Raw genomic sequence first — 12,421 nt, 5'->3', positions numbered from 1 at the left:
GTGCTTGCCCTCTTCCGCTAGGCGGAGGCGCGCGCGCCGCCGAAGGGCACCGCCGCGCGGCCGCGCGTGAGGACCATGCGCACCTCGCCGAGCGCCTGGATGCGCTCGGCGGGCTGGCCGGCGACCGCGATCAGATCGGCGGCGAGGCCGGGCGCGATCCGCCCTGTCTCGTCGCCGAGCCCCAGGGCCTCCGCCGCGGTGGACGTCGCCGCGCGAATCGCCTCCAGCGGCGTCATGCCGTACTTGACCATGAGCTCGAGCTCGACGGCGTAGTCGCCGTGTCGGTTGAGCGGGGTGCCCGCGTCGCTGCCCGCGGCGATGGGCACCCCGGCGCGCCGGGCGAGCTGGAAGCTCGCGATGTGCGGGGGGACCACCGCGTCCGACTTCCGCACCATGTAGTCGGGAATGCCCGCGGCGAGGCCGCCCGCGCTGATCGCCGCGGGCGCGTTGAGGGTGGCCACGAGGTAGGTGCCGCGGGCCTTCATCCGCGCCACGATCTCCTCGGTGAGGAAGATCCCGTGCTCGATGGTGCTGATGCCCGCATCCACCGCGTCGGCGATGCCGCCCGACCCCTGGGCGTGCGCGGCGGTGCGGCGGCCCGCCTTGCGCGCCTCGTCGATGGCCGCGCGCATCTCGTCCGCGGTGAGCTGCGAGGCGCCCGGCTCCACGCCTGGGGTCATCACGCCCCCGGTGGCGATGAGCTTGATCACGTCGGCGCCGGCCTTGAGCTGCTCGCGCACCGCACGCCGCGAGTCGTCGGGCCCGTCGGCCTCGCGTCCCACCCACCAGCCGTGCCCGCCCGTCATGCAGATGGCCTTGCCCGCGGCGAGGATCCGGGGGCCAGGGGCCCAGCCCTCGTGAATGGCGCGGCGCACCGACATCTCCGCATAGTCGCGCCCGCCGAGGTCGCGCACGGTGGTGACACCGGCCTCCACGCTCTCGCGCGCGCGTAGCAGCGCCTTGATGACGGTGACGCCGAGCGGCTCGTCGCGCAGCGGCCGCACCGGATCCGCCTCGGCGCCCAGGCACAGATGCACGTGGCAGTTGATGAGACCCGGCAGGAGGGTGTGGCCCGCGAGATCCACGCGTTCGCCCCGGGGCGCTTGCGCGTCCGGAACGACGGCGGTGATCCGCCCGTTCTCCACCACCACCGCGCGTCCCTTCACCGGCTCGGCACCGGTGCCGTCGATGAGCGCGCCGCCGATCAGGACGAGAGGCATGCCGGGGATCTCGTGAAGGGCTCAGACCTTGAGCCGGGGATCGAGGGTGTCGCGGAGACCGTCGCCGAAGAGATTGATGCCGAGCACCGTGATCAGGATGGCGAGGCCGGGAAAGGTCGCCAGCCACCACGCCGTCGAGAGGTACACGCGGCCATCCGCGAGCATGCCGCCCCATGTCGGGGTGGGCGGCTGCACGCCGAGGCCCAGGAACGACAGCGCGGACTCGATAACGATGACGCGCGCCATGTCGAGCGTGGCCACCACCAGCCAGGGCGTGAAGGCGTTGGGCAGCACGTGCCGCGCGAGAATGCGCCAGTCGCGGCTGCCGAGCGCGATCGCCGCCTGGACGAACTCTCGCTCGCGGATGGAGAGGACCTCGCCGCGCACCACCCGCGCGTACACCACCCAGGACGACACGCCGATCACGATGATGATGTTGCGCAGGCTGGGCCCGAGCACGCCGATCACCGCGATGGCGAGCAGGATGAAAGGGAAGGCGAGCTGGATGTCGGCCAGGCGCATGAAGAAGTCGTCCACCTTGCCGCCGAAGTAGCCGGCGACCAGCCCGATCACCATGCCAAGCGCGCCCGAGATGAACACCGCGGCCAGCCCTACCGACAGCGCGATGCGCGAGCCGTGGATGATGCGCGCGAGGATGTCCCGGCCGAGGTGATCGGTGCCCAACGGGTGGATGCGGCCCTGCGGGTCCGCCCAGCCCGGCTCCTTCAGGCGCTGGCCGATGTCCTGGGCGAGCGGGTCGAACGGCGAGACCACCGGCGCGAGCAGCGCGCCGAGCAGCACCACCAGCACCACGACGAGACCGAATAGCGCGGTACGCCGGCGGACGAGCCGCGCGGTCAGCACCACCCACTCCCGCTCGCGCCAGGGGCGCGGGGGCGCGATGGTCATGGGCTCGACGGCGACGCGCGCGGCGGTGGGCGGGGCCATGGCCTAGCGGAAGTCCGGCGAGCTGCCGCCGACGGCGAGGCGAACGGATACGATCATCGGAATCGAATCCGCGGATCCAGATACGTGTACACGATGTCCACGAGGAAGTTCACGATCACGAACGTGCTCGCGAGGAGGAACACCGCGGCCTGGACTACGGGATAGTCGCGATTGAAGATCGCCTGCACGGACAGGCGCCCCACGCCCGGCCACGCGAAGATCGTCTCGGTGATCACCGAGCCCCCCAGCAGCGTGCCCAGCTCGATGCCCACGATGGTGACGATGGGAATCGACGCGTTCCGGAGCGCGTGCTTCCACACCACCGGCGGCTCGCTGACGCCCTTGGCGCGGGCGGTGCGGATATAGTCCTGACCCAGCACCTCGAGCATGCCCGAGCGCGTGAGCCGTGTAATCCGCGCGGTGGTGAAGAGGCCCAGGGTGATGGCGGGCAGCACGAGGTGCTCGAGGTCGCCTCGACCCGACGACGGGAACCAGCCCAGGCGCACCGAGAAGATGAGGATGAGCATGATGCCGAGCCAGAACGTGGGCATGGCCTGCCCCAGCAGCGCGACCACGGTGGCGATGTAGTCCACCGGCTTGTTGCGCCGCACTGCGGACACGATGCCGGCGGGGATAGCCAGCGTCAGCGCGATCAGGAGGCCCGCGCCCGCGAGCTGAAAGGTCGCGGGCAGGCGCTCGACGACGAGGGTCATCGCGGGCTCGCCGTGGCGAAGCGACTCGCCGAAGTTCCCCTGCACCGCCCCCCGGAGGAAGCGCAGGTACTGCACGGCCACCGGATCGTTGAAGCCGAGCGCGGTGCGGAGCGTCTCGAGGTCCAGGGCGGTGGCATCGGGCGGCAGGAGCAGCGCGGCGGGATCGCCGGTGAGGTGCAGGATGAGGAACACGACCACGGAGACCCCCAAGAGGACGAGCACCGACTGCCACAGCCTGCGGATCAGATACGCCTTCATCGATGGCAGCTCATCGGGTGAGGTGGGCGACGACCTCGATGTGCGGCGTGTGCGGGAACATGTCCACCGGCTGCACCCATTCCACCCGATAGCCGCTGCGCGCGAGCTCACCCACATCGCGCGCGAGGGTGGCCGGGTTGCACGAGACGTACACCACGCGCGCGGGCGCGAGGGTGGCGAGCGCGGCGAGGGCCTTGGGGTGGAAGCCCGCGCGCGGCGGATCGCACACCGCCACGTCGGCCGCCACACCACGGCTGATCAACTCTGGGAGGGCGAAGCGCACCTCGCCGGCGAGAAACGTGCAGTTGGTGATCCCGTTGATCTCCGCATTGCGCACGGCGTCGGCCACCGCGGCCGGCGCCACCTCGATGCCGAACACGCGGCGGCAGCGCCGCGCGAGGAGCAGGCTGATGGCGCCCGTGCCCGCATAGAGGTCCAGCACCGTCTCCTCGCCGGTGAGCGCGGCCGCGTCCAGCACGAGACCGAAGAGGCGCTCGGCCTGCGCGGTGTTGGTCTGGAAGAAGGAGCCGGCCGAGACCTGGAAGGTGAGCCCGCCCAGCGACTCGCGGATGTGGTCGCGGCCCCCGAGGAGGTGCTCCTCGACACCCACGGCCACGCTGGCCTTCTTCGGATTCACGTTGAGGACGACGCTGGACGTCTCGGGCACCCGTGCCTGCGCCCGGCCCACCAGGGGCTCGAGCTCGGACACCGACGGGGCGGAGGTGACCATGTTGACCATCGCCTCGCCCGTCCCCTTGCCCTCGCGCAGCATGAGGAAGCGCAGGAGCCCCTCGCCGCTCTCCTGGTCGTACACGGTGAGACGGCGCTCCTGGATGAAGCGCCGCGCCTCGTCGAGGAGGGCGTTCATCCGGTCCGACTGGAGCAGGCAGCGCTCGATGTCGAGAACGGCGTCGTAGCGATCGGCCTCGTGCAGACCCACCACCGGGCCTTCACCGCCCGCGCCGGGGTCGAGCCGCCGCCCCTTGGGCACCACGCGCTCGCCGGCGCCGGCGCGCGCCACCGTGAACTCCATCTTGTTGCGGTATCCGTAGATCTCGGGCGCGGGCAGGATGGGCCGCATCTCGAAGGCTCCGATCCCGCCCAGCCGCTGCAGGCAGTCGGTGACCTGCTTGGTCTTCAGCGCGAGCTGCGCCTCGTAGCGCAGGTGCTGGAGGCGGCAGCCGCCGCACCGGCCGAAGTAGGGACATGGTGGCTCGACGCGGTCGAGGGACGGCTGGTCGATCGATTCGATGGCCCCGCGCCCGAACCGGGCGCGCGCCTGGGTGAGCCGGACCCGGACGGTGTCGCCGGGGACGGCCCCCGGGACGAACACCACGTAGCCGTCGGCGCGGCCCACGCCCTCGCCCCCGTACGCGAGGTCGTCGATGGTGACGGACAGGGTGTCGCCGCGCCGGGCTCGCGCCATGTCGCGCTCACTATAAGGGTGCGTGGAATCGGAGTCAATTTGACCTCGGCGGTTCGGAGTAGCCGCTGGAGGATCGGTCGCGTATCATTGAGCGCACCATGAATCCAGCGCGGGTTTCTGCCCCCCACCGGGTGGGCGACCTGCTCACCGCGGCGGTACCCGCCCTGGCCGAGCGCATGCTGGTCGGGGACCTCCAGCGGCAGTGGGCCGACATCGTGGGCTCCGCGCTCGCCAGGCGCTCCTGGCCGGCCGCGCTCGAGCACGCCGCGCTGGAGATCCGGGCGGACAACTCCCCCTGGCTCTCCGAGCTCCAGCTGCGCAGCGGGGAAATCCTCGACGCCCTCCGGCGCCGCCATGGGCGTTCCGTGCTGTCGCTGCGCTTCGCGCTCGGCGCCCGCCCCACGATCCGGCGGGCCGCCGCACCATCCGGATCCGACGCTCCGGCTCGGCTTTCGCCTGACGACGCGCGAGCGATCGAGCAGGCCGTCGCGGGTTTCGACGATCCCGCGCTCGCCTCGGCGCTCCGGCGCCTTTTGACCAAGGACCGGTTGACTCGCCGGCAGCGGCCCTCGCCATCCCCGGCGGAGAAGGACCCCTCATGACCATCCGTCGTGCGCTCGCGCTCACACTCCTGCTCGCCCTTCCCGGCTGCGCGAGCATGGGCGCCTCCAGCCCCGAGGCGGAGGCGCCTCGGCCGGCTCGCCAGACCGCCACGGCCACCGACAGCACCGCCACCGCGTATTACCGGTTCACGGTCGCCCAGATGTACGCGCGCGCGGGCCGGATGCCCGAGGCGATCGCAGAGCTGCGCGGGGCCATCGAGAGCGATCCGAAGACCGCGGCCCTCTGGACCCAGCTCGCGCAGTGGCTCGCCCGCTCCAATCAGTCGAGCGAGGCCATCACGGCTGCGCAGCGCGCCGTCGATCTCGAGCCCTCCAGTACCGCGGCGCACCTGACGCTCGCCGAGCTGTACCGCCGGGCGCGTCGGCTTCCCGAGTCGGAGGCCGAGCTGGAGAAGGTCATCCAGATCTCGCCGCAGTCGCCCGACGCCTACCTCGCGCTCGCCCAGCAGCACTTCGAGCAGAAGAACTACGACAAGGCCCGCGCGGTGTTGCTGCGCCTGATCGCCGAGCGCCCCGGGCACGCGCAGGCGTACTACATCCTGGGCCGCATCGCCATCGAGGCGGAGAACTGGGACGAGGCGCTCGACCGCCTGAAGCGCGCGGTCGAGCTCGATCCCGACCAGGATGGCGCCTGGCAGGCCCTGGGCTACGTCTACGAGACGCTGAAGAAGCCGGACGAGGCCATCGCCACCTACAAGGCAGCCATCCTGGCTAATCCTGACAACGCGGCGTTCGTCGAGCGGCTCGGCGACCTTCTCGTGCGCATGGGCCGGTTCAAGGAGGCGCAGGCGGAGATCGAGCAGCTCGCCGACGCCGCCCCGCGTGATCCGCGGGTCTGGCTCAAGCTCGGCGCCATCCAGTACGAGCAGAAGGCCTGGGATGCCGCGGCGGCGTCCTTCCGACGCGCGCTCCTCCTCGAGCCCGGCAACATCCGCGCCCGCTACTTCCTGGCCACCACGCTCATGGAGGCGGGCAAGGACGACGAGGCCAAGGTGGAGCTGGAGCGCATCCTCGCCGCCGACCCGCGCTCGGTGGACGCGCGCGTGCAGCTCGGGTTCCTCCTGAGCCGCGCCAAGCGCTACGACGAGGCGGTGACGGTGCTGCGGCAGGCCGTGAATCTCGAGCCCAAGCGCCCCGAGCTCTTCCTCTATCTCGCCACCGCGCTCTTCCGCGGCAACCAGTACGACCGCGCGGCCGACACGCTCAACGAAGGCCTTCAGCTGGACGACAAGAACAAGGACCTCTACTTCCAGCTGGGCGTGGTGCGCGAGAAGCAGCAGCGCTACGACGACGCCGTCGCCGCCTTCCGCAAAGTGATCGCGCTCGATCCCAAGCACGCCGAGGCCTACAACTACATCGGCTACATGTTCGCCGAGCGGGGGCAGAACCTCCCCGAGGCGGTGGAGCTCATCCAGAAAGCGCTCGAGATCGAGCCCGAGAACGGCTACTTCATCGACAGCCTGGGCTGGGCGTACTACCAGCAGGGCAAGTACGCCGAGGCCCTCCGCGAGCTCCAGCGGGCCGCCGATCGAGCCAAGGACGACCCGGAGATCTTCGACCATCTCGGCGACGCCTACGTGAAGAACGGCCGCGTCGAAGACGCCATCGCGGCGTGGGAGAGGGCGCTCTCGGTGGACAAGGAAAACCGCCTCGGCGACGGCTTCAAGAAGAAGCTTCAGGAGGCGCGCGAGAAGCAGCTCCGGGCCAAGGGTGAGAGTCCCAAGCCGAAGATCGAGACCAAGTAGCCGCCGGGGCTCCCTCGCTCTTCTCCTCGTCCTCACGCTGACGCTGGGCGCCTGCGCGAGCGCCCGGCCCACCCCGCCCCTGCCGGCCGACGTCGACAGCGCACGGGCGCGGCTCGAGGACGCGTGGCAGAGCTTCGGCGATCTCCGCACCCTCGCCGAGATCGCGATCCGGCAGCGCGCGCGATCGCAGCGCTTCACCGGCGTGCTCCTCCTCCGGCGCCCCTCGAGCCTGCGCTTCGAGGCGCTCTCGCCCTTCGGGCCCCCGCTCCTCGTCGTGGCGGCCCGGCCCGAGCAGGTGACGATCTGGGAGGTGCCGGCCGGTCGCGCCTATCTCCTACCGTCCACGCCGGACGCCAACCGCCGCTGGCTCGGACTCGCGCTGCCGACCGAGGACCTCGTGGCCCTCCTCGCCGGCCATGTCCGGCCCCTGCGCGCGCCGCGCTCGGGGGCGCTCGTGCCCGCGGACGAGGTGGGGCCCTCCCTCCGCCTGAGCGGCGACGACGGTACCCAGCGCACCTGGCTCGATGCCGCGGGCCGGCCCGTCAAGGTCGAGTGGACGGAGGGGAAGAACCCCATGCGCGTCACATTCACGCGCCCGGCCCAGGATCCGGCCACCGGCGGGAGCGTGGCCAAGGCGATCACGCTGGTCACGCTCGACGGGCGGCTCGAGGTCGCGGTCACCTATCGCGAGCCCGCGGTCGATACCGGCTTCGACCCCGCGTTGCTCGCGCTCGATGTCCCGCAAGGCGTGGAAATCCAAGACTTCCGTTGACACTTCGACGCAGCGCGTGTTACTGTTCTCTGCCTTGTCGAAGCGGCTGAGGACTGCACGGGGGCTCGTCGTTCAGACCTCGGCCAAGGTGAACCTGACGCTCGAGGTGCTGAGGAAGCGGGAGGACGGCTACCACGAGCTCGCCACGATCCTCCAATCCGTGGATCTCTGGGACCGCCTGACGGTCGAGCCCGCCGACTCGCTTTCCCTTGTGACGAGCGATCCCGCGCTGCCCACCGACGAGGGTAATCTGGTCATACGGGCGGCGCGGCTGTTGCGCGATGCGGCCGGCGTGAACCGCGGGGCGCGGCTCCGGCTGGACAAGCGGATTCCGGTGGCGGCGGGGCTGGGTGGGGGCTCGAGCGACGCGGCCGCGGCACTCTGGGCGCTGAATCGGATGTGGGGGATCAGGTGGCCGGTGAAGCGGCTGCAGGAGTTGGCGGAGCGTCTCGGCATGGACGTGCCGTTCTTCCTCGGGAAGGGCCGGGCGCTCGCGACCGGGCGTGGCGAGCGGCTGGCGGCGCTGCCGGCAACGGGAGGACTCGGGCTGGTGCTGGTGAATCCGAACTTCCCGCTGTCCACCAAAGAGGTCTATCAGCGCGTGCCGGCGGGCTGGTCGCAAGAGGCGGCGGGCACCGGGCGCATGATCGCGGCGCTGCGGAGCCGGAGCCCGCGGCAGATAGCGGCCGCGCTCACGAACAACTTGCAGGCGGTGGTCGAGCCGGCGGTGCCGGCCATCGCGAAGATGAAGGCGGCTCTGCTCGCCGCGGGCGCGCTGGGCGCGGTGATGTCGGGAAGCGGGCCCACGGTGTTCGGGATCGCGCGCTCCTACGACCACGCGCGGGCGATTCGCCGGCGCGTGACGCGTGCGGGCTGGTCGGTGTGGGCGGTACGGACACAGGGCGGCGCGTGTATCCGCGTAGCGCGGAGCCGCGGGTGACGATTCACTGGGGCGTGGCCAAGCTGGCTAAGGCGCGGGACTTTGGATCCCGTATTCGGAGGTTCGAGTCCTCCCGCCCCAACCATTTGTCATCAACATGCCTCTTGGCATGTTGAGAAGTGTGGAGGCAACTCGGTCGCAGCATTCGGGGCAGGCAGTTCGGTCGGATCAACCGGCCCGGAAACGGGTAGAGGACGCGGAATGGGATATGAGCTGAAGCTCTTCTCGGGGAACGCGAATCGGCCGCTCGCCGAGGAGATCGCCAAAACGCTCCAGCTCCCGCTGGGCGACGCCGACGTCTCCCGGTTCTCGGACGGCGAGGTGTACGTGCAGATCAACGAGAACGTCCGCGGCCAGGACGTATTCGTGATCCAGCCCACGTGCCCCCCGGTGAACGACCATCTGATGGAATTGCTCGTCATGCTCGACGCCTTCAAGCGCGCGTCGGCGCGGCGGATCACCGCGGTGCTCCCCTACTACGGCTACGGCCGCCAGGACCGTAAGGTGATGGGGCGGGTGCCGATCACCGCAAAGCTAGTGGCGGACCTGATCACCGCCGCGGGCTGTCATCGCGTCCTCGCGGTGGACCTGCACGCCGGCCAGATCCAGGGCTTCTTCAACATGCCGGTGGATCATCTCTTCGCGGCGCCCCCGGTGATCGTGGACTACCTCGCCAAGCGCGACCTCAAGGACCCGGTGGTCGTCTCGCCCGACGCGGGCGGTGTCGAGCGGGCGCGCGCCATCGCCAAGCGGCTCAGCGCGGGCCTGGCCATCATCGACAAGCGCCGCGACGGTCCCAACGTTGCCGTCTTCATGCACTTGATCGGCGACGTCAAGGGCAAGGACGTGGTGATCATCGACGACATGATCGACACGGCGGGAACGCTGATCCAGGCGGTGGATGCCCTCAAGCGTGAAGGAGCGCGGCGCATCCTCGCCGCCGCCGTGCACGGCGTGCTCTCCGGTCCCGCTATCAAACGCATCAGCGAGTCCATGCTCGAGGAAGTCGTCATCACCAACTCCGTCCCGCTCATCCCCGACAAGCAGATCGGCAAGATCCGGGTGCTCTCGGTCGGTCCACTGATCGCCGAGGCGGTCCGCCGCATTCACGACGAAGAATCCGTGTCGAAGATGTTCGTCTAGCCGCGAGCAGAGAAAGGACATCATGGAAATCCGAGCACTCAGCATCGAGAAGCGCGAGGGATCCGGCAAGGAAGCCGCCAAGCGTCTCCGGCGCGCCGGGCGCGTGCCCGCCGTGCTGTACGGCGGCAGCGCGCCCGTGAAGATCACCGTGAATCCCAAGGACATCTTCCGGCTGATCCACGGCCACGAGGGCGGCACCCAGCTCGTCCAGGTGACCTTCAACGGGTCGGGCGACAAGCGGATGGCCATCATCCGCGACATGCAGCTCGATCCCGTCAGCGAAGACCTGGTCCACGTGGACCTTCAGGAAGTGGCCATGGACAAGCCCATCCAGGTCACGGTGCCGCTGCGCCACGTGGGCGACGCGGTGGGCGTGCGCGAGACCAAGGGCATCCTCGAGATGATCCTCCGCGAGGTACAGGTGTCCTGCCTCCCCGGCCAGATCCCCGAGGCCCTCACCGCCGACGTCTCCAACCTCGCCATCGGCGACGTCTTCACGGTCAGCCAGCTGCCGGTGCCCGAAGGCGTGCGCGTCCTCACCGACGGTAATCAGGCCGTGGCCACGGTGGCGCCGCCTCCGGCGGAAGAGGTTGCGCCGGCTCCGGCGGTGGAGACGGTGGCGGCCGCGCCGGCCGAGCCCGAGGTCCTCACCGAGCGGAAGCCGAAGGAAGAAGCGGCCGACGTCAAGGAGAAGGACAAGGACGCGAAGAAGAAGTAAGTGGCCCAGGCCATCATCGGGCTCGGCAATCCCGGCCCGGAGTACCGGGACACGCGCCACAACGTGGGGGCGCGTGTCCTCGACGGCATCGCGAAGACCCTGCACGCGCGCTTCGCCCGCGAGGGCGGTCATCTGGTGGGCGCGGCGCGCTGGCACGGGGAGCCCGTCTATCTCGTCAAGCCGCAGTCCTACATGAACGAGAGCGGGCCCGCGGTGGCCCGCATCGCCCGGCGCCTCCACCTGGCTCCCACCGATCTCGTCATCGTGTTCGACGACCTGGACCTCCCCGTCGGCAAGGTGCGCGTCCGGATGAGCGGCAGCGCGGGCGGGCACAACGGCGTCCGCTCGCTCATCGTGGCCCTCGGGACCGACGCGCTTCGGCGCGTGAAGATCGGGATCGGTCGGCCGGAGCCTCCGGAGGGGTCGGGCCGGCGTCGGGAAGAGGTCGTGGACCACGTCCTGACCGCCTTCTACCCCGAGGAGCAGGAGGTCGTGACGGCGGCCTGCGAGGAGGCGGCCCAGCAGGCGATCAAGCTCCTCGATCGTCGTGAGGGGGCATAGATTGCAGCCCCCTGGGGGCCGTGTTATACAGTGGTCGCTTCACCATCTGTTGCCCGTTTCGGTCCCGGAGAGGGGGGACGTGAGTGACCAAGGTCATCGTGGAGCCCGACGAGTCCTTCGAGAACGCACTGAAGCGCTTCAAGAAGCAGTGCGAGAAGGCCGGGCTCATGTCGGAGCTGCGCAAGCGGCAGCACTACGAGAAGCCCAGCGTCAAGCGGAAGCGCAAGACGCTCGCGGCGCGGAAGAAGGCAAAGAAACGCGAGCGGTTCTCCGACTAGTCTCAGGCGGCAACGGGGTCGAGTGGGCCCAGGTCCAGGGCCTGCTGGCCCTCGACACGCATACGCCCATGGGTCGAGAGCGAGCGCTCGCTCTCAAGCCCTCGACCGACCTGCCCCAGATCCAGGCGGCCCTGGCGGAAACCCGCCAGGGCCGCATCGCGTTGGGCACCGCGGGCAGCCCACCCTGGGACGTGATTCCCGACGTGCGCGACACCCTCGAGCGCGCGCGCACCATCGGCGCGGTGGTGGAGGGCGCCGAGCTGGTCGCGCTGATTCCCCTGCTCGAGGCGGCGGGCCGACTCGCTGGCTACGGCCGGAGCATCGCGCCCGACGCGCCCGAGCTGGGCCGCGCGCTCGGCAGCCTGCCCTCGGTGCGTCCCCTCCGCGACCGGCTCCGTCACGCGCTGGACGACGATGGCTCCCTGCGCGACGACGCCAGCCCCGCGCTCCGCCGCCTGCGCGGGCGCCTGCGCGAGCTGCGCCGCGAGCTCGTGAAGCGGCTCGAGGGCTTCTTCCAGCAGCCCGGCGCCGACTCGCTCTTCCAGGAGCGCTACGTCACCGTGCGCCACGGCCGCTACGTGCTCCCCGTGCTGGCCGGCGCCAAGGGCCGGCTGCGCGGGATCGTCCACGACCGCAGCCAGAGCGGCGCCACGATCTTCGTGGAGCCCGAGTCCGTGGTCGAAGACAACAATGCCCTCGTCGATCTGGCGCGTGACGAGGAGGCCGAGGTCCTCCGCGTGCTCGCTGCGCTCACCGACGCGGTGCGGGAGGCGCTGCCCGAGCTCGCCCGGCTCGTGGACGGGATCGGGGAGGCGGACCTGATCTTCGCCCGCGCCGAGCTGGCCGAGCGCATGCAGGCCACCGAGCCCGCGGTCGGCGAGGCGCGGCTAGTGGACGTGCGTGGCGCGCGCCATCCCCTGCTCCTCGCCCAGGGCTGGAAGCATCCCGGGCGCACCGTGGTCCCGGTCGATCTCCTCCTCGACGCCGAGCGCCCGCTGCTCGTCATCACCGGCCCCAACGCGGGCGGCAAGACGGTCGCCCTCAAGACGCTGGGCCTCCTCGCCATGATGGCGCAG

At 70.6% G+C, this 12,421-nt stretch carries 13 protein-coding genes and 1 tRNA gene; 10 read left to right on the top strand and 4 right to left on the bottom strand.

What is annotated here, in order from left to right:
* Window positions 1-17: 17 nt before the first annotated feature.
* From VFX14_14320 to rlmD, 4 genes are read right to left on the bottom strand one after another with little or no spacing between them, the layout of a single operon-like run.
* Window positions 18-1,220: an amidohydrolase family protein gene (locus VFX14_14320; protein HEU5190855.1), complete on the bottom strand. Its 1,203-nt coding sequence runs from the start codon at window positions 1,218-1,220 to the stop codon at window positions 18-20.
* A gap of 21 nt (window positions 1,221-1,241) precedes the next feature.
* A complete protein-coding gene (locus tag VFX14_14315) occupies window positions 1,242-2,168 on the bottom strand; it encodes an ABC transporter permease (GenBank protein ID HEU5190854.1) in 927 nt (308 codons plus the stop codon).
* Between the two features lie 53 nt (window positions 2,169-2,221).
* The gene (gene nikB, locus VFX14_14310) at window positions 2,222-3,139 is read right to left on the bottom strand and encodes a nickel ABC transporter permease (protein HEU5190853.1); all 918 of its coding nucleotides are present in this window, start codon (window positions 3,137-3,139) and stop codon (window positions 2,222-2,224) included.
* Between the two features lie 10 nt (window positions 3,140-3,149).
* Window positions 3,150-4,565, bottom strand: a complete 1,416-nt coding sequence (gene rlmD, locus VFX14_14305) for a 23S rRNA (uracil(1939)-C(5))-methyltransferase RlmD (GenBank protein ID HEU5190852.1) — start codon at window positions 4,563-4,565, stop codon at window positions 3,150-3,152.
* A 98-nt stretch (window positions 4,566-4,663) separates the two neighbouring features.
* On the opposite strand from rlmD, the gene VFX14_14300 reads away from it, so the two are divergent.
* The 10 genes from VFX14_14300 to VFX14_14255 all read left to right on the top strand — a co-directional run.
* A complete protein-coding gene (locus tag VFX14_14300) occupies window positions 4,664-5,167 on the top strand; it encodes a DUF721 domain-containing protein (GenBank protein HEU5190851.1) in 504 nt (167 codons plus the stop codon).
* Entirely contained in the window at window positions 5,164-6,933 is a 1,770-nt protein-coding gene (locus tag VFX14_14295) for a tetratricopeptide repeat protein (protein HEU5190850.1), read from the top strand. The genes VFX14_14300 and VFX14_14295 overlap by 4 nt, the downstream gene beginning before the upstream one ends.
* Window positions 6,899-7,705, top strand: a complete 807-nt coding sequence (locus VFX14_14290) for a hypothetical protein (protein HEU5190849.1) — start codon at window positions 6,899-6,901, stop codon at window positions 7,703-7,705. Before VFX14_14295 ends, VFX14_14290 begins: the two co-directional genes overlap by 35 nt.
* The gene (ispE, locus tag VFX14_14285) at window positions 7,668-8,645 is read left to right on the top strand and encodes a 4-(cytidine 5'-diphospho)-2-C-methyl-D-erythritol kinase (GenBank protein ID HEU5190848.1); all 978 of its coding nucleotides are present in this window, start codon (window positions 7,668-7,670) and stop codon (window positions 8,643-8,645) included. Before VFX14_14290 ends, ispE begins: the two co-directional genes overlap by 38 nt.
* 8 nt (window positions 8,646-8,653) lie before the next feature.
* A tRNA-Gln gene (locus VFX14_14280) sits at window positions 8,654-8,730 on the top strand.
* Window positions 8,731-8,846: 116 nt separating this feature from the next.
* On the top strand, window positions 8,847-9,788 hold the full coding sequence (locus tag VFX14_14275; GenBank protein ID HEU5190847.1) for a ribose-phosphate pyrophosphokinase: 942 nt from the start codon (window positions 8,847-8,849) through the stop codon (window positions 9,786-9,788).
* A gap of 22 nt (window positions 9,789-9,810) precedes the next feature.
* Window positions 9,811-10,506: a 50S ribosomal protein L25 gene (locus tag VFX14_14270; GenBank protein HEU5190846.1), complete on the top strand. Its 696-nt coding sequence runs from the start codon at window positions 9,811-9,813 to the stop codon at window positions 10,504-10,506.
* Window positions 10,507-11,067, top strand: a complete 561-nt coding sequence (gene pth / locus VFX14_14265) for an aminoacyl-tRNA hydrolase (GenBank protein HEU5190845.1) — start codon at window positions 10,507-10,509, stop codon at window positions 11,065-11,067.
* Between the two features lie 83 nt (window positions 11,068-11,150).
* Window positions 11,151-11,345 carry a 30S ribosomal protein S21 gene (gene rpsU, locus VFX14_14260; GenBank protein ID HEU5190844.1) on the top strand — a complete coding sequence of 65 codons (195 nt, stop codon included), beginning with the start codon at window positions 11,151-11,153 and terminating at the stop codon, window positions 11,343-11,345.
* Between the two features lie 68 nt (window positions 11,346-11,413).
* A partial coding sequence (locus VFX14_14255) for an endonuclease MutS2 (protein ID HEU5190843.1) occupies window positions 11,414-12,421 on the top strand: 1,008 nt, incomplete at its 3' end.

It is taken from the genome of Candidatus Methylomirabilota bacterium (assembly GCA_035764725.1).
Taxonomy (GTDB): Bacteria; Methylomirabilota; Methylomirabilia; order Rokubacteriales; family CSP1-6; genus DASRWT01.
Note: the sequence above shows the minus strand (reverse complement) of the source record. Positions and strands in the feature narration are given on the sequence as shown.

Coding starts and splice junctions, on each gene's coding strand:
- ispE (HEU5190848.1), top strand. CDS start 7,668: ATGTCCCGCAAGGCGTGGAAATCCAAGACTTCCGTTGACACTTCGACG.
- VFX14_14300 (HEU5190851.1), top strand. CDS start 4,664: ATGAATCCAGCGCGGGTTTCTGCCCCCCACCGGGTGGGCGACCTGCTC.
- rlmD (HEU5190852.1), bottom strand. CDS start 4,565: ATGGCGCGAGCCCGGCGCGGCGACACCCTGTCCGTCACCATCGACGAC.
- nikB (HEU5190853.1), bottom strand. CDS start 3,139: ATGAAGGCGTATCTGATCCGCAGGCTGTGGCAGTCGGTGCTCGTCCTC.
- VFX14_14270 (HEU5190846.1), top strand. CDS start 9,811: ATGGAAATCCGAGCACTCAGCATCGAGAAGCGCGAGGGATCCGGCAAG.
- VFX14_14320 (HEU5190855.1), bottom strand. CDS start 1,220: ATGCCTCTCGTCCTGATCGGCGGCGCGCTCATCGACGGCACCGGTGCC.
- VFX14_14275 (HEU5190847.1), top strand. CDS start 8,847: ATGGGATATGAGCTGAAGCTCTTCTCGGGGAACGCGAATCGGCCGCTC.
- VFX14_14295 (HEU5190850.1), top strand. CDS start 5,164: ATGACCATCCGTCGTGCGCTCGCGCTCACACTCCTGCTCGCCCTTCCC.
- VFX14_14315 (HEU5190854.1), bottom strand. CDS start 2,168: ATGGCCCCGCCCACCGCCGCGCGCGTCGCCGTCGAGCCCATGACCATC.